The 18616-nt window shown below is 36.7% G+C and carries 15 protein-coding genes; 5 read left to right on the top strand and 10 right to left on the bottom strand.

What is annotated here, in order from left to right:
- The first annotated feature begins 35 nt into the window (after positions 1 to 35).
- Entirely contained in the window at positions 36 to 599 is a 564-nt protein-coding gene (locus ACFSQJ_RS09540; RefSeq protein WP_377766731.1) for a DUF1643 domain-containing protein, read from the top strand.
- Positions 600 to 637: 38 nt separating this feature from the next.
- On the top strand, positions 638 to 1321 hold the full coding sequence (locus tag ACFSQJ_RS09535; RefSeq protein WP_377766730.1) for a hypothetical protein: 684 nt from the start codon (positions 638 to 640) through the stop codon (positions 1319 to 1321).
- Here ACFSQJ_RS09535 and ettA read toward each other — a convergent pair.
- The 3 genes from ettA to ACFSQJ_RS09520 form a co-directional block, all read right to left on the bottom strand.
- A complete protein-coding gene (gene ettA / locus ACFSQJ_RS09530) occupies positions 1318 to 3009 on the bottom strand; it encodes an energy-dependent translational throttle protein EttA (RefSeq protein WP_377766729.1) in 1692 nt (563 codons plus the stop codon). The genes ACFSQJ_RS09535 and ettA overlap by 4 nt on opposite strands.
- Positions 3010 to 3048: 39 nt before the next feature.
- A complete protein-coding gene (locus tag ACFSQJ_RS09525; protein WP_377766728.1) occupies positions 3049 to 3228 on the bottom strand; it encodes a CAL67264 family membrane protein in 180 nt (59 codons plus the stop codon).
- A gap of 62 nt (positions 3229 to 3290) precedes the next feature.
- Entirely contained in the window at positions 3291 to 4274 is a 984-nt protein-coding gene (locus tag ACFSQJ_RS09520; RefSeq protein WP_377766727.1) for a Gfo/Idh/MocA family protein, read from the bottom strand.
- Positions 4275 to 4339: 65 nt separating this feature from the next.
- On the opposite strand from ACFSQJ_RS09520, the gene ACFSQJ_RS09515 reads away from it, so the two are divergent.
- Complete coding sequence (locus ACFSQJ_RS09515) at positions 4340 to 5968, top strand: acyl-CoA carboxylase subunit beta (protein ID WP_377766726.1); 1629 nt, start codon at positions 4340 to 4342, stop codon at positions 5966 to 5968.
- A gap of 118 nt (positions 5969 to 6086) precedes the next feature.
- Positions 6087 to 9266: a TonB-dependent receptor plug domain-containing protein gene (locus ACFSQJ_RS09510; protein ID WP_377766725.1), complete on the top strand. Its 3180-nt coding sequence runs from the start codon at positions 6087 to 6089 to the stop codon at positions 9264 to 9266.
- A 91-nt stretch (positions 9267 to 9357) separates the two neighbouring features.
- On the opposite strand, the gene ACFSQJ_RS09505 is transcribed toward ACFSQJ_RS09510, so the two are convergent.
- From ACFSQJ_RS09505 to ACFSQJ_RS09480, 6 genes are all read right to left on the bottom strand, one after another.
- A complete protein-coding gene (locus ACFSQJ_RS09505) occupies positions 9358 to 10479 on the bottom strand; it encodes a carboxypeptidase-like regulatory domain-containing protein (RefSeq protein ID WP_377766724.1) in 1122 nt (373 codons plus the stop codon).
- 155 nt (positions 10480 to 10634) lie between these two features.
- On the bottom strand, positions 10635 to 11981 hold the full coding sequence (locus ACFSQJ_RS09500) for a M24 family metallopeptidase (protein ID WP_377766723.1): 1347 nt from the start codon (positions 11979 to 11981) through the stop codon (positions 10635 to 10637).
- Between the two features lie 70 nt (positions 11982 to 12051).
- On the bottom strand, positions 12052 to 12660 hold the full coding sequence (locus ACFSQJ_RS09495) for a TonB-dependent receptor plug domain-containing protein (protein WP_377766722.1): 609 nt from the start codon (positions 12658 to 12660) through the stop codon (positions 12052 to 12054).
- Positions 12661 to 12752: 92 nt separating this feature from the next.
- Positions 12753 to 13796, bottom strand: coding sequence for an AMP-binding protein (locus ACFSQJ_RS09490; RefSeq protein ID WP_377766721.1), 1044 nt, complete (start codon positions 13794 to 13796; stop codon positions 12753 to 12755).
- On the bottom strand, positions 13774 to 14733 hold the full coding sequence (locus ACFSQJ_RS09485; protein WP_377766720.1) for a CPBP family intramembrane glutamic endopeptidase: 960 nt from the start codon (positions 14731 to 14733) through the stop codon (positions 13774 to 13776). The genes ACFSQJ_RS09490 and ACFSQJ_RS09485 overlap by 23 nt, the downstream gene beginning before the upstream one ends.
- Positions 14724 to 15776 (bottom strand): o-succinylbenzoate synthase, encoded by a 1053-nt coding sequence (locus ACFSQJ_RS09480; protein ID WP_377766719.1) that lies wholly within the window; start codon positions 15774 to 15776, stop codon positions 14724 to 14726. Before ACFSQJ_RS09480 ends, ACFSQJ_RS09485 begins: the two co-directional genes overlap by 10 nt.
- Before the next feature lie 42 nt (positions 15777 to 15818).
- Here ACFSQJ_RS09480 and ACFSQJ_RS09475 point away from each other — a divergent pair, with 42 nt between their 5' ends.
- Entirely contained in the window at positions 15819 to 16613 is a 795-nt protein-coding gene (locus ACFSQJ_RS09475; RefSeq protein WP_377766718.1) for an SDR family oxidoreductase, read from the top strand.
- A 1-nt stretch (position 16614) separates the two neighbouring features.
- Here the strand turns inward: ACFSQJ_RS09475 and ACFSQJ_RS09470 are convergent, their stop codons facing one another.
- Positions 16615 to 18606, bottom strand: a complete 1992-nt coding sequence (locus ACFSQJ_RS09470) for a histidine kinase dimerization/phosphoacceptor domain -containing protein (protein WP_377766717.1) — start codon at positions 18604 to 18606, stop codon at positions 16615 to 16617.
- Positions 18607 to 18616 lie beyond the last annotated feature (10 nt).

The raw sequence follows: 18616 nt of genomic DNA, 5'->3' as shown, positions 1-18616 counted from the left end.
TTCGTTATTTGAGCACTCTTTTCAAGTTATGTTAAATGGCCTTTGAAAACATAGAATGGGTATACAGCAATTCTGCCTGCAATACAGTTAGATATGTATTGGGAAAAAAAGCCAGTAATACGATTGCCTGTATCGGTATAAATCCCAGTACTGCAAGTCCAAATGATTTAGATAATACACTTAAATCGGTCAAACGTATTGCCGCTTTTAATGGCTACGACGGTTGGGTAATGTATAACCTATATCCGCAACGAAGTACCGACCCTAGCCTTTTGGATAAAGAAGTAAACCATCATTTGCGCTTGAAAAATAGTTATGCCATTAAACAATCGATTTTAGAATTAAAAATTGATACCATATGGCTCGCCTTTGGTAATCTCATAGAATCACGCACATACCTTTCTCTTTGTATGCTAAGCATCCATGAAAACTTAAAAGACCTAGACTTAAATTGGAAAATAATCGGTGTTCCAACAAAAAAAGGACATCCTGCTCATCCGTTATATAAAGCAACAAAATCAGAGTTAAAAAAATTTAATGTTGAAAACTACGTTAATACAAAGCTAAAACCAATCATTCATCAAATGAAACAGGATTGAATTCATAAAAACCAACATGCAATGCTAGCCTAAACCCCATGAAATATCTTTACATTCTTTTTATCTTTTTAAATCCATTTTTCCATTATTCAAAAGAGTCAAGTGCCTGTGATAATTTATACTCTAAAGTAACTTATGCCCTTTCACATTCTAATAAGGCCCTTAGTGCAACAAATTTTGAACATCAAATGTATTACGCCGAACGAGCACTTATCGCGATGGAAAAAGCGGAAGCGCTACGGAATGATTGCGGTTGCAGTGAAGCAGAAGACAAAACCTTTTCTATTTTAAAAAACCTGAATAAAGCTATTGAACCTATAGATTGGGATGCCGGCAGGTTTTTTACAAAAAAATCAAAGTCCCTAATCAATGAATTAATAACTGCTTTAGACGAATGTAGCATGTCAGAATTACAGAAATCTGATAGCGAGGATGATACTACTTCTAAGTCTTATTCTGAAGAAGAAAGTTCAAGTGAGACAATTGTATCTTCTTCAAATCTTGAGAACCAAGATTTGGAAACTTTGCAATTGGCAAAATACATTTCTAAAGTGGATAAAAGCCTTCAAGCGGCAGAACAAGTACTTAATAGATTGCTAAAAACACTAAATGCCGATGAACCTAAATCATCAAGCGCAGTAGAGTTACAAAAGAAAATGTACGTTGACCGAAGCAAAAAACTACTTCAAAAGACTTTAGAAAAATTAAAGACCGAAAATTAACGAATCAGTTTTTTGTACTTGATACGTTTTGGCATTAAATCGCCCCCTAAACGTTTCTTTTTGTTCTCTTCATAATCGGAAAAAGAACCTTCAAAAAAATAGACTTGAGAATCGCCCTCGAAAGCCAAGATATGTGTGCAAATTCGATCTAAAAACCATCTATCGTGCGAAATAACAACTGCACAACCGGCAAAGTTTTCTAGCCCCTCTTCCAAGGCTCGCAATGTATTTACATCTAGGTCATTGGTAGGCTCATCCAATAAAAGTACATTTCCTTCTTCCTTTAAGGTCATCGCTAAATGAAGGCGGTTACGCTCTCCTCCGGACAGCATACTAACTTTTTTATTCTGTTCGCTTCCTGAAAAGTTGAACCGACTTAAATACGCTCTCGAATTCACTTGTCTGCCCCCCATCATGACCAACTCTTGACCATCGCTAAAATTTTCCCAAATCGATTTATCTGGGTCAATGTTAGAATGACTCTGGTCTACGTAGGCCAATTGAGCGGTATCACCAACAATAAATTCGCCCTTATCGGCTTGTTCTTCTCCCATTATCATTCTAAATATTGTTGTTTTACCAGCTCCATTAGGGCCAATAATACCAACAATACCTGCTTGAGGAAGATTAAAATTTAAATCTTCATATAGTAATTTGTCGTCGTAGGCCTTACTGACTCCCTTGGCCTCGATTACATTTGTTCCAAGTCTAGGGCCGTTAGGAATATAAATCTCTAATTTTTCGTCAAGTTGTTTTTGATCTTGACTCATGAGTTTGTCGTAATTCTTCAACCTAGCTTTCTGCTTGGTTTGCCGCCCTTTAGCTCCTTGACGCACCCACTCTAATTCTCTTTCTAAAGTTTTTTGACGTTTTGATGCTTGCTTGCTCTCTTGCGCCAATCGTTTTGATTTTTGGTCTAACCAACTTGAGTAATTTCCTTTCCAAGGAATACCTTCTCCCCTATCCAACTCCAAAATCCAACCGGCAACATTATCCAAAAAATACCTATCGTGAGTAACTGCAATTACGGTTCCTTTATATTGCGCCAAATGATGCTCTAACCAATGAACAGATTCTGCATCTAAATGGTTGGTTGGCTCATCTAATAATAAGATTTCCGGTTCTTGAAGCAATAATCTACATAAAGCCACACGCCTGCGCTCACCACCAGACAACACGCCTATCTTTTTATCTGAATCTGGTGTGCGCAGGGCATCCATTGCTATTTCGAGCTTAGTATCAAGTTCCCATGCATTACTTGCATCAATCTTATCTTGAAGTTCCGCTTGTTTGTCCATGAGTTTTTGCATCTTGTCTGCATCCTCATATACCTCGGGCAAGCCAAACATGTCGTTTATTTTGTTGTATTCATCTAGAATCGCAACCGTTTCGGCAGCACCTTCTTTTACGATTTCAAGCACCGTTTTATTCTCGTCTAATTGTGGCTCCTGTTCAAGATAGCCCACTTTATAACCAGGTGAAAAAACCACATCGCCCTGAAAGTTTTTGTCGACCCCAGCTATAATTTTTAATAAGGTGGACTTACCAGAACCATTTAGACCAAGAATACCAATCTTAGCACCATAAAAAAAGCTCAGATAAATATTTTTTAAAACCGGTGTGTTTGCATTTTTGTATGTCTTGGTTACCCCAGACATTGAGAAAATGACTTTTTTATCGTCTGACATTGTCTATTTTGAAATTAAAATTGGAAGAAAAATTAAAAACTATACACGCCCCTTTAGTGCATTAAAAACCCAAGCGATGGCAAAAAAACCAACGCCCACGGCAGCAAAACCATATCCAGCTACTTCATCATATTTAAAGGCACCTAAGGCAATCATTCCCATTCCCACAAAAATCATAATAAAAACTGCCCAACTCAAAACTGTATTCTTATCCTTCAATTTGCTCTAATTTTATGTGTAAAATCAAATATCGTAAAAAATGAACAACCTTTTGTTATATTTTAATTTTCAAAAGGAAAACTAACACCGGTTTTTTGACGTATTGTGTCCAACAAAATAATAAGTTCTAGACTATTCTTATGAGACCATAAGGTGCTTTCAGTCTTGTTTTCCTTTATACAATTATTAACCTCGATAATTTCATAAGTATAGCCTTTGCCATTTGTAGGTAACTCATAGTGCCGAATTTCGTTAGCTGCCTTTAAATGATATCCTTGAGTTTCATGAAATCGTGGGTCTAATGCAATGCTACCTTTTGTTCCTGAAATTTCAGCGCTCATTCTCGATTCATTGGCTAAACTACTATGCAATATAGCCTGCGCATTTTCATATTGAAAAATAACAGAAGTTTGAATTTCGGTGCCATCATCATTGAAATTTGAAATTGCTTCTATTCTTTTAGGCATGCCCAAAAGTAAATACGAAAGAAAGACCGGATAAATTCCGATATCTAGAATAGACCCCCCCGCCAAATCCAAATTAAGGAGCCTTGATTCCTTCGGCTTATCCAAAGCGTAAAAGGCAAAATCAGCATTAATATATCGGAGCTCACCTAGAGCTCCACTTTCTGTAATGCCTTTTACTTTTTGTATCGTAGGGTTAAACCGCGACCATAATGCCTCCATTAAAAACACCTTATTCTCTGAGGCGGCAGCTATCATTTCTTTAACCTCCGTAACATTAATACCTAAAGGCTTTTCACACAATACGTGCTTACCAGCCTTCATTGCCCTAATGGCTAAATCTTTATGAAAAGTATGTGGGGTAGCAATATAAATCACATCAACATCAGGACAGGCAAATAAATGGTCGTAGTCATCAAAAATGTGAGGTGTCTTGTACACATTTGCAAAAGCAATAGCCCTGTCCATATTTCTAGAACCTACCGCAGTAAGTTCTGCATCAACAACTTGCATTAAATCATCTGCGAACTCTTTTGCAATCTTACCCGGACCGACTATTCCCCATCTTATCTTACTTTTCATAGTGCTATAAACAAATCAGTATTAGTGCTTATCTTTAAGCCATAAACGTAACAAGAATTTCATTTATGGACCTCAAGTTCAATAAAAACGAAGACCAAAATAAGCTAAAAGTATCAGAACTAAGAACACGATTTGCCAAGGTCAAACTAGGTGGGGGTAAAATCCGTATCGAAAAACATCATGCAAAAGGAAAAATGACCGCAAGAGAGCGAATTGATTATCTTTTGGATAATGCTAAAGATGCGATTGAAATAGGGGCCTTTGCCGGTGAAGGAATGTATGAAGAGCATGGTGGTTGCCCATCAGGTGGTGTTGTTATAAAAATCGGTTATGTTCAAGGCAAACAGTGTGTGATAGTTGCCAATGATGCGACCGTTAAGGCCGGGGCTTGGTTTCCCATAACTGGAAAGAAAAATTTACGTGCCCAAGAAATTGCTATCGAGAATAAACTACCCATAATTTATTTGGTTGATAGTGCCGGAGTTTACTTGCCCATGCAAGATGAAATTTTTCCCGATAAAGAACACTTCGGTCGGATTTTTAGAAACAACGCCATTATGAGCAGTATGGGAATTACCCAAATTTCTGCCGTTATGGGAAGTTGCGTTGCTGGGGGAGCTTACTTACCAATTATGAGCGATGAGGCTTTAATTGTAGACAAAACGGGTAGTATTTTCTTAGCAGGAAGTTATTTGGTAAAAGCGGCAATCGGTGAAAGTATAGATAATGAAACTTTGGGAGGTGCTACCACTCATTCTGAAATAAGTGGTGTAATTGATTACAAAATGAAAGACGATGCAGAAGCTTTATCGACCATAAAAAATATAATGGGTAAGATTGGAGATTTTGATAAAGCCGGATATAATCGTACAACATCTAAATTGCCTGCCAAGAAGCAAGAAGACATTTATGGTATTTTGCCTAGTTCGCGTTCTGACCAGTATGATATGCTAGAAATTATTGAAAGGCTTGTCGATGATTCAAAATTTGAGCAGTACAAAGCTGATTACGGAAAGACCATATTGACCGGCTATGCCAGAATTGATGGATGGGCAGTAGGTATTGTTGCCAATCAAAGAAAAGTAGTGAAAAACGGAAAAGGTGAAATGCAATTTGGCGGTGTTATTTATTCAGATTCTGCAGATAAGGCCACCCGCTTTATAGCCAATTGTAACCAAAAGAAAATACCCCTGGTATTTTTACAAGATGTTACCGGATTCATGGTAGGGAGCAAAAGTGAACACGGCGGTATAATTAAAGACGGTGCGAAGATGGTCAATGCGGTCAGTAACTCCGTTGTACCGAAATTCACAATTATTATTGGCAACAGTTATGGAGCGGGCAACTATGCTATGTGCGGAAAAGCTTATGACCCAAGATTAATCGCTGCGTGGCCAAGTGCAGAGCTAGCCGTTATGAGTGGTAATTCAGCCGCCAAAGTACTTTTGCAAATAGAGAAGGCCTCCTTAGAAAAAAAAGGTGAAAAAATTACTCAAGAAAAAGAAGCAGAACTCTTTAAAAGCATAAAAGACCGCTATGATAATCAGGTTTCTCCCTATTACGCTGCGGCTCGTCTATGGACGGACGCCATTATTGATCCCTTAGATACCAGAAAGTGGGTTTCAATGGGTATAGCGGCAGCCAACCATGCTCCAATTGAAAAACAATTTAATTTGGGAGTACTACAGGTGTAACGATTTAGGATTAAATGTAGCTTAAACATAATTGTTCAACTTAGTCCATTAAAATAGCTTTTCATGGCATAAAAATTGTGGTATAATTCTTATATTTAGAAATAAAATCACCTTCGCCATGAAAAAGACCACGATACTAGTCGCCTTAGTTCTTATTAATTTTTTTACCGGTTTTGCACAGAAACAGATTGAAATAGACGCGATGGTCTTTGATCGATTTAAACAAAGCCCAATTGCACATGCGGAAATTGGAATAAAGGGAAAAGATTGGGGCGGTATCGCGGATAAAGACGGATATTTTAAAATCGACCTGCCTAGTGAATCTTTAAGTGAAAAAGATATATTAGTTGTATCATCCTTGGGCTATTATAATTGGGCTATACCAATTACAAAAATCGAACAATACTTTTCTGAAAGAGAATTTATTCTCTTAACACCCATTAAAACTGAAAAAACTGTTGAGGCGAATTCTAATTTTAATAAAAAAACTATTCTGGGTGGAACTACCAAAAACTTGTATGCCAGTGTTCCGTTGACAAAAGTATTATTCAACGGCAGTGAATTGGCATCACAAGTTAATATACCCTATGACGAAGCTATTATCGAAAAAGTATATTTTAAGGTGACCAAAAACTTGGCCGATAGTATTCAACTAAGACTAAATGTCTACGATATTCAAAATAAACTACCCAATAAATCTTTACTAAAAAATTCAATTACCCATTGGATAACTAAAAATGAAGAAGACCAAATTATTGATATTTCTGATGAAAGTGTTATCGCTCAAGGCGATATCATTGTGAGCCTACAACTTATAGAGGTAAAAGGAGATACCCCAGAAATAGAACTGGCGATGTCCAATGATGGCAGCTCGGTCTTTAGCAGATTCAATGGCCAATCTAACTGGGTCACCTACCCGGCCATGGGTATGGCCTATTCGGTAGAGGTAGGTTATCGTGAAAATTTTCCCGATTCGTTTGCAACAAAAACTACCACTAAAGAAGAAGTTAAGGGCAACTATCAAAAAAGTTTAAAAAAACAGGCATCGGTAACGGGCAAGGTGACCGTAAACGGAGAACCGGTTCAAGGCGTTAGAATAAGGGTGAAGGGCAGTCTGGATCAGGTCGAGACCAATAGCAATGGTGAGTATGCCGTTAACGCCGAATATGGCGATGTCTTGGAAACTGATTTTTTTACCCTTAAGTCCAAAACAAAAAAAGTTGGTGACAATGCGGTAGTCGATTTTGAATTGCAGCCCAGGTATGAAAAGCTTAAGGAAGTGGTCGTCACCGAAAAACGCAAGGAAGACTATGGCAATGAGAAAGTTATTACTCCCCTTGGCCTCAAATCTAGAAATAGTATAGGCGTTACCGCACACATAAAAACTAAGGATGAACTCTCAAAAGGGGCCATCTCTTTTGGGCAATTGGTACGTGGCCGCTTTCCTGCACTTCAAGTAAAAGGCCCCTTAAACCAAGAAGTTTTTTCAGGTAGAGATGGTCAAAAGGTTAGGGTAGTTATCGATGGTGTTCTTATAAATGACGATCCCCCTATCGGTGTTCCTGGGGTCAATTCTGGATTATCCGTTTCGATGCTTGTTCCGCCAGAGATAATCGAAAGTGTTATGTTTGTACCTGGAGTTTCGGCCGCTTCAACATTCGGTGCGGGGGGTAAAGATGGCACCTTGTTTATTAACACCATAAACAATATTCATTCAGTAAAAGGACCAAAAACACTTAGAAACTCTCTTTTAAACAAAAACACCTACACCGATGATGCGGTGTCGTTATCGGAGAGTGCCGTTGTATCGGCCTCCACCGAAAATCAGGTTAGTGGCAGGGTCACCTCAAAAGGCAAACCCGTACAGGGCGTTAAAATAAATGTACAGGGCAGTTATGACCAGGTTGAGACCAACGGCAACGGTGAATATCTCATAAATGCGGATTATGGCGACATTTTGACCGCTAACTTCTTTAACCTTAAGCCGAAAAGCCTACAGGTAACAAAAGAAGTGATCGACTTTGAGCTCGACCCCAAATATACCGAACTAAAAGAGGTTACCGTAACGGAGAATACTTTAGAGCAGGCCGGTGAAGAGGAAATCGAAACGGCCCTGGGCAAAAGAAAAAGCAGGAGCCTGGGTTTTGGGGTAACAACCAAAGAAGATAGGGAGCTCTCAAAAAGTGCCACTTCGCTCGGCAGGTATCTTTCCGGGCAGTTCCCCGGGCTAATAGTATCGGGATTTATTGGGGAAGAGACCTATCAGATAAGGGGCGAAACGTCCATAGAATTTGAAGCTCCCCCTTTGTTCGTTGTAGACGATATTCCGTTCACCACCCCACCGAATTTTCTCGACCCCAATACCATAACCAAGGCTACCGTTATCAATGGCCTGGCGGGCACCAATAGGTACGGGAGTCTGGGCCGCGGAGGGGTCATACTTATCGAAACGACCAACAAGGCGAAGAACGGTAGGCAAAAAGAAGTCGCGAAAAATCCATCCGCTCTGGTGCAGGGCAACAGTTATACCAATGATGCGGCCAGCTTTAAAAATGTCTCCCTAGAAAAGACCATTGCCAAACTAGGTGAAAGTGAGACCAATATCACACTCATGAAAACAAAGGCCATGTTCTATGAAAGCGAGGGTATGCACGACAAAAGCCTTGAACTCTATAAGAAAATAGCAAACCTCAGACCGGACAGAACACAGAGCTACCTCGATATGGCAAGGGCATTGGTGAAAACAAAAGACTATAAAAAAGCTTTCGGGCTTTACAAACAAATGCTCTCCGGCCGAATCTTAGGGGCCACATTGGATGCCGACATCATTAGAACGGTGACCATAGAAATTCGACATCTGACCACAAAGCATAAGTCCAAGGTACCCTACTGGGAACTGCCGGATACCTTTTTGGAAAAAGCCCTGAACCTTGATACGCGTATCGTTTTCGATTGGAACGTCGCTGCGGCCCCTTTTGAGGTACAGTTCGTAAACCCCAACAGAAAGTTCGATACCTGGAGCCATACCTATGAGAAGAACGAAGAACGACTGCTCAATGAAACGGAGCATGGCTACCAGACCGAGCAGTTCCTTATCGAGGAATCGAAAAAAGGGACCTGGTTGGTCAATATCGAGAACAAGTCCATTGAAGAAGAAAACTTTCCCATATTCGTGAAATGTACCGTATACCGAAACTATGGCTCACCTAACGAGACCGCAACAACCAAATTGGTCGAACTCTCAAAACTTAACCAGAAAGTATCGCTCGAAAAAATAGGGGACCAGGTAGGTAAATAAATCTAAAGCAAAACCATCAGGGGAGTCATAAATTAATTCCCCCTGATGCTTCTTGATATTGGGTATTGATGAAATGTTTAAAATTCATAGCTTAATTACTTTCAGCTTTCATCATTACATTAAGTGAAGGCTTAGCCGTAGCCTGAACATACAATTTAATAAATCCTCTTTTTGAAAATGATATAGTGTCCTTAGCTTTTGCAGGTATTTTATATCTTCCTTTATCATCTGAAATGACATTGTCTTTTGTTCTGGTATTAAAAATCGAAACTCCAGAAACCATTCTCCCATTAAATAAGGTAAAACCAGAAATAGTTTGTTGTTTCTTTTTTTTCTTTTGCATTCTTCGCTCAAAACGATTTGCAACTTTTTCCGAGACCATTAATTCGGATTCTATATAATAAGCCATATTTAAATCTGATAAGAACTCCCACTTATCCTGACTTGAATATTTTCTATAAGAGCCATTACCGTCTGACTCTAACAAAGTGACACCTCTTCTCTGTAAATTTTCGCCCTCTTTTGTGTACTGAGGGGCAGCGGCCAAAATAAGCCCCAGCTCATTTTCACCGTAAACCTTTAACAACTCTAATGATGTTATAAAATTATCCTTTACATAAATGTCGAATGGCTCTAAATCTACTTTTACAATATGATCTTTATCAGTAATTGTACAATAGATATTTTTTTGAGAGGTATTAAGATTAGTTTTGGGTTTTCCTAGATTGCCATCATCTTCGTAAAAGTTAATTCTTAGTAATAAACTGTCCGAAGGGTTGCTCCAAACTTCAAATTCTAATTTTTTAAGTCTTCTTAAACCTTTTTTTACTTTAATTTTTGTTGCTAGTTCTCCTCCTAAAGCGATATTATTTTTCCAATAACCAAAACTTTTCTCTCCATAGTTTCTGTAACCTACATTATCATCGATAAATCGTCCGTCTTTATTGGAAACAATAACTTCATTTAATTTTAGAAAAGAGGGTTTTAGTGGTACCTCTAGATATTCGTCATTATATTGTACAATGTTTGATGTAGGAATAAAAAATGTTTCATAACCCAAAGCAGAAAAAAGAATTTGTGCATCCTTAGGATATTGCTGGACTTCTAAAGTTAATTTAAATAACCCTTTTTCATCACTAACTGTCCCAACTCCTGCATCAATAATGCCAATATTTACAAAAGGTATTGGTTTTTTAGTATTAAAATCAATCACCTTGCCCCTGTATTCTTTTTGGGCAATGAGATTATTACAAGAAAGAAGAAGGTTTGCTACTAAAAAACTATTCCTACATAATTTAGCTAGAAGTAATGTCATCATTAAATAGAATTTTCACTGATTAACATAATCGGCATAAAGAATATACCTATCTAATTGCCCTGTTGTGCTTTAACTCTTGGTATAAGCAATAATTCTGTTTGTCTGCCATTCACATATCTAAATCCGTCTTCACCATAAAAACCTGCTTCTTCAAGCATAATTCGAATGTCTCTTTTCCATTCAGGAATTGTTATGGTCGTATTTAATTCGATAGCATAAACCGTATTTGGATTTAACGGATAGTTTTCACCATCATCTTTCATTACCCCGCTTTGAGAATCCCACATTCCTATGGTAGTTCCCGCAGAATGGCCATATGAACCAAGCGGATGCGTATAAATTGCTGGTCTTAGGCCAGCAGCTTTAGCTTCCGAAAGTGATTTTGCTAAAATTTGATTACCTGTTTTTCCCTTAATCATATTCTTGGTTAAAAAGTCTTGAACTCGATTTCCATCTTTAAGACCATTAACCAAAAAGTCTGGCGCCTTTTTCTCTTCTGGTTTTAGTACATAAGCCAATTCTTGACAATCAGTATTTAGGCGTAAATAAGTTATTCCGAAATCACAATGCAATAAATCGCCCGGCAGAATTACCATATCATCGGGCCTACCGGAAAATGAATACAAATGACCGACCAATTCTTCACTTGTTCTTTGTACATCTACTGTTGGGTGAAACCATGTCTCTAGGCCTAAATCCGTTACTTTTTGCCGCATCCACCACTCCACTTCAGTCGTAGTGGTAATACCAGGAGTAATCACTTTTTCGGAAAATGCTTCGGCTATAATATCATGAGTAATAGCTACCAATTGGTTATAAATGACCATTTCCCTTTCTGTTCTTGTCTCTATCCAACGTACTGCTAACTGCTCTGCTGAAACGACTTTGTTTTTGTACTTGCTTGGAAGATTCTTAATAAACTCAGCATAATCGGTTTTATCCAACCCATCTGCAATATTGTGGTCTTTAGAAAAGTTTAATCCAATTTTATTAGGATTCCGTTCTTCTATAAGCTCCATTAATCGTTTCCATTGATTAGGCTCCTTTTCTTTGTCCCAAGCAGATTGAATACTCTTACCAACATTATACCTGGCAACGGCAAGTTTATCAATTGTATTCTTTTCTTTATTTCTATAAAAAACCAAAATAGTTCTGCGCCGTGCATTTAACCACTTGGCTGGGAGCATAGTACGTAATACAGGATCTTCATTATATTCTCTTGAAATTAGAATCCACATATCAATATCCGTCTTATCCATCAATTGTGGCAAAAGGTTATTAAAACGGTCTTCTAAAATTTCATCTACTACCCTAGCCCGTTCATTTTCGGGCAATATCTGTTGTGATGTTAAAAGAAAAGGAAGAATAAAACTAAGTATTAGCAGTGTATTTTTCATTTGAGTTAATTGATAATGAAAAATACGAAATAAACCTATGTTAAAACATCAACACTCTCAACCAGTCATATTAATTCTGTAGATTATTTAAAAAGTAATTAGTGGCGACAATAGATGGGGCGACTTTAATGCATTCTATATCATTAGGATTTAATGTACTTAAGATTGATGCATTAAACCTAACTCCATCCACAATTACGGTAGTATTGAAATCTCCTCTTATACCGACAGATGGCCTTTTAGTAATGTTATTCCTATTGCTTACCCTAACTGAAGGTACGTTAGCCTCAATTGCATTATACATATCTTGTTGAAGTACCCAATTATTATTTTTAATGATATAAGTCTTAAAAGGATACACCTTAGCATTACATTTTATATTTTTGCGTTCTTTCGTTTTGATTAAAACAACCCCGCATTCACCCTGTGTACCGTAACGATTTAAGGCCTCCAAGTCTTTTATAACAGCAATAGAAACTATACTTTTTGGAGAAATACTGGTAAGTCCTTCTTTTTGAATTGGCTCTCCGTTTAAAATATATAATGGTGAATTATCGACGATTTTCGTGCATGTACATCTTATGGTGATTTGAGCTGAGTGTTCCTCTGAAACTTGTTCTTGAGCTTCGCCGAATAAAGGCAATAGACAAAATAAAAAAAGGATGGATATTCTTTTCATGATGGTTTTATTTATTGTTTTGGACAAACCTACATGAGTATCGAAAGCCTTAAAAGCCATAATGAGTAAAAGACCACTCTTAATGAGTAAAGCTAATTTTTTATAAGTTTCATAGTTTTGGAGCGATGCAACTTTCCATTTTTGGTCTCTTTAAATTCAGGAATGAAATAAATGGCTTTTGGCAGTTCAAATTTTGAAAGCCCCTCTACAAATTTCAATTTTTCTGCTAAGGTTGATATTTCTGAGCTTTCAACCACTAAAACCAATTTTTCACCTAAAGTTTCATCAGGTATTCCGGCAACAAAAAAACGATTATCAATAATTTTTGAGAGTTTTAGTTCAATTTGTTCGGGAATCAGTTTAATTCCTCCGGAATTAATTACCGTGTCGTATCTACCTAGCCATTTAAATTCGGTATTAGAAATTAATTCTACTACATCATTGGTAATCACTTCTTCAGTCAAAATCTTTGGGGCATTTATAACCAAACATTCTCTTGAATCTTGAACAACTGTTACATCTGGAAGGGTTACGAATTTGTCAGCCTCGAGCTTTCTAACAGCTATATGTGTTATAGTCTCGGTCATACCATAAGTTTCGTAAATAGATGTATTTAAAGGGCTGAGTTGATTTCTCAGTTTTTGATTGAGTGGAGTTCCACCTAAAATAAGCTTATCAATTAGTTGTAATTTTTTTAGTGAATTTTGAGCTTGAAGCGGAATCATAGCTCCAAAATCATAAGTTTTTATAACTTCTCTTAATGGATTTGAACTCGGTTCAACGCTATCCATTTCCAGACCTAGAACCATAGCTCTTACCAGCATCATTTTACCTGCAATAAAATTACATGGTAAACAAAGCAAAGCAGAATTTCCCGCTTTTAAGTTGAATAAACTTCCTGTAGCCAATGCAGAATTGACCATCTGTGTTTTTTGAAGTTGAATTTGTTTTGCTGTACCTGTTGACCCAGAAGTAGAAACCGTAAGTGTTTTAGATGTACTCAACCAGTTGAGCAGAAAGTTACCAATAGAAACTTCAAAAGGTTTTCCTTCTTTAACTAAACTATATGCAACTTCTTTAAGTTCTTGAACAGAATACGACTCGCCATTAAGTTTAAACTTCGGATGGATTTCCATTCTCAACAGCTAAAAATTCTTCTTTACTCATGACTTTTCCGAAAAGTCTTCCCTTCCAATCGGTCCATTTATATTTTTTTGAAAAAATGAATAGTAAAATTGGAAATACAATAAAAACTGGAACTAAAACATCCCAACCCAGTACTGGGTCAGAAACATCTCTATATATTGAGTCTGTTGTAAAAGCGGTCCAATCTGCAGTTACCAATAGTGCTGCTGTTAAATTATTTGCGGCATGAAAACCTAAAGCAAGTTCGAGTCCCTCATCCATTAATGTCATAATTCCCAGAAAAAAACCAGTACCTATGTAAAAAACAAGTATTCCGTAGCCAAGTTTCTGAACTTCAGGATTAAAAATATGTAACAATCCAAAAACTGAAGATGTTACGATTAAAGGTATCCATTTGTTTTTTACAGCGATTCCCAATCCTTGCATTACATAACCTCTCATAAAATATTCTTCCATACTAGTTTGTATCGGAATTAATGCTATCGCAATCGCGGCCAGTATCAAAAACTTTTCAAACTTAAAGTTTAAAACGTAATCATCCGGAGATAGGTAAATGTCCAATAAAATAAATAAAATTGAAACTATAGACCATAATGAAAATGCGAAAATTATTCTTTTCCAATCTATCTTTTCTCTTGAGGTTGTTAAAGATTTAAAGGATTGCTTATGAACGTATTTAACAAAAATAAACAAGAATAAAATGCCGAAAACAAAAGCTAGTAGCATCAAGAATAGAAAAACATTAGCTCCAAGCAATTCAGACATTCCACTTGGAGTTGTCACTAAAGAATCAAGCCCTGACTTTGATATTAATGCAATTACTAAAGGGATTCCTCCTATAAACTGCCAACCAAAAAAAACTGCAATAACACCGACTACGTATCTCCAGCCTTCATGCAATCCTTTATACCCCTGTTCTATATACATAACTGTTCTATTAAATCTTGCTGCCAAGATAAATCTTTTCCATAAAACAACTTGCCTTTTGCAACATGCAAAGGGCTTTCAAAATTGTTGGTAAAGAGACTACCGGTTCCCAATCCTTGTGGTAAATTACTTTTGAGGGTGTATGTCCATTGTGCAATTGCATTTAACCCGATATTACTCTCTAATGCACTCGTAATCCACCATTTTATATCAAGCGCTTCTGCTAGGTCTATCCATTCTTGTGAACCTTTATAACCGCCAATCAAACTTGGTTTAAGAATAATATATTGGGGATTTATGGATTCAAGTACTTTTCGTTTTTCCTGTAAACTCACAACGCCGATTAATTCTTCATCTAGAGCAATAGGTAACGGGCTTGTTTTGCATAAACGGGCCATCTCTTGCAAGTTACCTGGCTTTATTGGCTGTTCAATGGAATGTAATTCAAACTGGGATAAGGTTTTTAACTTAGATAAGGCTTCCATTGGTTTAAAAGCGCCATTTGCATCAACACGCAGTTCAATTTCTTCTTTGCCATATACCTCTCTGATGGAACTTAGCAACGACAGTTCAGTCTCGAAATCAATGGCCCCAATTTTCATTTTAATACAGGTAAAGCCAGATTCAAGCTTTTCTGAAATCTGTTCGAGCATGAATTCTTTGCTACCCATCCAAATAAGTCCATTTATTTCAATAGGAGACTCATTTAATATGAAATTACTTGGGTAAAGATGAAATGGATTTTTAGCTCGAAGCGATAAAAAAGCCTGCTCTAAACCAAACTGTATTGAAGGAAAATCTATTAGCTCTATTAATAAATTTTTGAGACCTAGATCTATGTTTTCACAAACCCAGATTAACTTTTCTTCATAATGTGGAACATCATCAAAACTTAATCCTCTTAAAAGTCCACACTCTCCTATTCCATAATTTTGGCCGTTCTTTAAAATTAAAAACCAAGTTTCTTTTTTCTTTAAAACACCTCTCGAAGTTCCACTTGGGCGTTTAAAAATAAGCTCATGACGTTTATAGAATGCTATCATCTAGTTCAAAATTAGCTATATTTTAAGCCTAAATAAACTCTTATGGCAAGAATTGATGGAAAAACAGTTTGGATTACCGGAGCATCTTCAGGTATTGGAGAGGAACTAGCATATCAACTTGCTTCTAAAAATTGTAGGCTCATCTTGTCCGCTAGGCGAAAAGAAGCACTTGAAGAAGTTAGAAATTCTTGTATTAATAAAAGTAATGTCTTTGTACTTCCATTAGATGTCACTGAATTTTCTATCATGGAAAAGAAAGTTAAGGAAGCCATAGAACTCGTTGGAAAGATCGATATTCTAATCAATAACGCCGGTATTAGCCAACGGTCTTTGATCGCAGAAACCGATTTTAGTGTGTATCAAAAAATGATAGATGTCGATTATTTAGGTACGGTTGCATTGACAAAAGCCATCTTGCCGTACTTTGTAGCCCAAAAATCAGGTCACTTTATCACCGTAAGTAGCTTAATGGGTAAATTTTCTTCTCCCTATCGTTCCGGTTATTGTGGGGCCAAACATGCTTTACACGGCTTCTTTGACGCTTTGCGTATGGAACATGAAAAAGACAATATCGATGTAACTATGATATGCCCAGGTTTCGTAAACACCAATATTGCAAAAAGTGCGCTTACCGGTAATGGTTCTGCTCAAGGTAAAAATGACAAGGCCACTGCAAATGGAATTTCGACTACTAAATTAAGTCGCAAAATGATAAGGGCGATCGAGAAAAAGAGTTACGAAGCTTATATAGGTGGAAAAGAAACCAAAGGTGTTTATGTAAAACGTTTTTTTCCAAAACTGCTTCACAAGCTAGTTTTAAAAAGCGAAGTCAAATAAATTATTTAAAGTTGAACCAAAACCGGACACCTTCGCCGGTTTTATCCACATTCAATTTTGACTGTAATTGATTCACCAAACGATTCATTAAACGAATACCCATTGAAGAATTTGCACGTTCATCCGTATCCTCTGGTAAGCCTACTCCATTATCAGTATATTCAAAATACCCCTGATCACCGTTCTTTCTTAAGTGTATATAAATTTTTCCATTTTCATCACTTTCCGGAAATGCATATTTAAAAGAATTAGAAACCAATTCATTTAAAATTAATCCAAAAGGGATGGCTCTATCAATATCTAACTCAGTACCCTCGGCATCGATAGTAATACTGATATTATGACCGCCCTTCTTGTATACCGATTGCACACTATTAATAAGACTTTCAATGTATCCCTGCATTTCAATAACCGAAAGGTCTTCGTTCTGATATAATTTTTGATGGATAAGGGCCATGGCTTTCACCCTACTCTTACCTTCTTCAAGTGCTTCAATCGCAGCCTTACTCCTTGTGTTTTTTGTTTGAAGGCTAAGCAGACTCGAAACCATTTGCAAGTTGTTCTTAACCCTATGGTGAATCTCTTTAAGTAAAGAATCTTTTTCTTTTAGTGAATCTTCAATAATATGCTTTTGCTGAGCTATTAATCGCTGATTTTTAATACTCTTTAAATAAGCATAAACTAAACCTGCAAAGCCAAGTAATGTGAAAATTAAAGAGATAATTACAAGATTTGTACGTTCGCTTTGTTGTTGTAATTCACTTCTGAACTTCTCATTAGAAGCCTTTTGTTCATTTACCAATCTACGAGAATTCTCTAAGTCAGAGGTACCGACAATAGCAACCAATTGCTGCTTTAAAATTGACTGTTCATTCGCTTTTAAAGAGTCTGAAATTCGTTGGTTCTTTTTATAGAAAGTGTTAGCTGTTCTATAATTTTCAGTTTTATCATAATAGCTTGCCAATAAATGATTCAGGTTTAATTGCTGTTGAATGTCCTCAACCTGATAAACCTTGTCAAGATGTTTTTTGGCCGTTTTGTAATTTCCAAGTTGCAAATGTGCATTGGCGAAACTTAAGGTATTGTCAACCAATTGATCTGCATATTTGCCGTTACTAAATTCTTCGAAAATTTTTAAACTTGCCTGCAAATGGGGTAAGGCCTCCTTGTATTGTTTTAGGCCGACATAACACTTACCAATATTCCCTTCAATTTCTGCATTTAAAAATTCAATATCAAAAAGATCACTTTCCGTTTTTTGGATAGTGATATCATTAACTGCAACCTGTAAAAAACCACTTGCTTTATTTAATTCTCCTATTGCCGTCGGTTCTGATTTCTCTAACCTTAAAAAATTTCCGATCTTATTGTGGTATTTAGCTTTTCCTAAATGGTCGTTATCTGCAATTGTAGGGCCAACAGTCTGAACATATTTATTCATTGCTCGTCTGTAAAGCCCCATTTTTTCATAAATGTCATAAAACGCAACACCTTCAGTAAAGCCCAATTCAATTTTTTCTTCCCTGACCTTAATCTGTTCATCGAACATTTTAAGTTCTCTATAGTTTTCGTCTAGTAGGGTCAGTAAAATTTCTAGGGGCTTTTGCCCTAATGTGTCTTTACTTTTCGGTAATTCTTTTGCAAAAGCAATACTCTTGTTATAGTCACCAATATCAAAATACAACTGGGCTTTAATAAGTTTGTACAGTCTAATAGCGGAAGAATCATTTATTTTCTCGGCACTATTTAAATACACTTTTACATCGTCTAACCAATCATAAGCTGAATCTTGTGTGTATCTATTAGGGGTTTCAAAAAAGAAATCAAACTTTTCTGAAGCACTTTCACTATCCCTAAAAGCTTCAAGCAAATCAACCTCTTGTTTTTGAATAGATTGTGCAGCTATGTACCCAAATGAAAAAAGGGTGATTAGAAGATATATTTTAGCTTGCTTTGGCATTATTTGCATTCTATACTTTAGAAAACGTTTCATATTCAAATAA

The organism is Croceitalea marina, from assembly GCF_042684265.1.
In the GTDB taxonomy this organism is placed as follows: Bacteria; Bacteroidota; Bacteroidia; order Flavobacteriales; family Flavobacteriaceae; genus Croceitalea; species Croceitalea marina.
The sequence above is the reverse complement of the archived record's forward strand: the minus strand, read 5'-3'. Positions and strand labels throughout refer to the sequence as shown.

What these genes read in the sequence shown, in the direction of transcription:
- ACFSQJ_RS09500 (WP_377766723.1), bottom strand. Translation starts at nt 11,981, where the DNA reads ATGAAAAATACACTGCTAATACTTAGTTTTATTCTTCCTTTTCTTTTA.
- ettA (WP_377766729.1), bottom strand. Translation starts at nt 3,009, where the DNA reads ATGTCAGACGATAAAAAAGTCATTTTCTCAATGTCTGGGGTAACCAAG.
- ACFSQJ_RS09495 (WP_377766722.1), bottom strand. Translation starts at nt 12,660, where the DNA reads ATGAAAAGAATATCCATCCTTTTTTTATTTTGTCTATTGCCTTTATTC.
- ACFSQJ_RS09475 (WP_377766718.1), top strand. Translation starts at nt 15,819, where the DNA reads ATGGCAAGAATTGATGGAAAAACAGTTTGGATTACCGGAGCATCTTCA.
- ACFSQJ_RS09490 (WP_377766721.1), bottom strand. Translation starts at nt 13,796, where the DNA reads ATGGAAATCCATCCGAAGTTTAAACTTAATGGCGAGTCGTATTCTGTT.
- ACFSQJ_RS09535 (WP_377766730.1), top strand. Translation starts at nt 638, where the DNA reads ATGAAATATCTTTACATTCTTTTTATCTTTTTAAATCCATTTTTCCAT.
- ACFSQJ_RS09520 (WP_377766727.1), bottom strand. Translation starts at nt 4,274, where the DNA reads ATGAAAAGTAAGATAAGATGGGGAATAGTCGGTCCGGGTAAGATTGCA.
- ACFSQJ_RS09485 (WP_377766720.1), bottom strand. Translation starts at nt 14,733, where the DNA reads ATGTATATAGAACAGGGGTATAAAGGATTGCATGAAGGCTGGAGATAC.
- ACFSQJ_RS09510 (WP_377766725.1), top strand. Translation starts at nt 6,087, where the DNA reads ATGAAAAAGACCACGATACTAGTCGCCTTAGTTCTTATTAATTTTTTT.
- ACFSQJ_RS09540 (WP_377766731.1), top strand. Translation starts at nt 36, where the DNA reads ATGGCCTTTGAAAACATAGAATGGGTATACAGCAATTCTGCCTGCAAT.
- ACFSQJ_RS09480 (WP_377766719.1), bottom strand. Translation starts at nt 15,776, where the DNA reads ATGATAGCATTCTATAAACGTCATGAGCTTATTTTTAAACGCCCAAGT.
- ACFSQJ_RS09515 (WP_377766726.1), top strand. Translation starts at nt 4,340, where the DNA reads ATGGACCTCAAGTTCAATAAAAACGAAGACCAAAATAAGCTAAAAGTA.
- ACFSQJ_RS09470 (WP_377766717.1), bottom strand. Translation starts at nt 18,606, where the DNA reads ATGAAACGTTTTCTAAAGTATAGAATGCAAATAATGCCAAAGCAAGCT.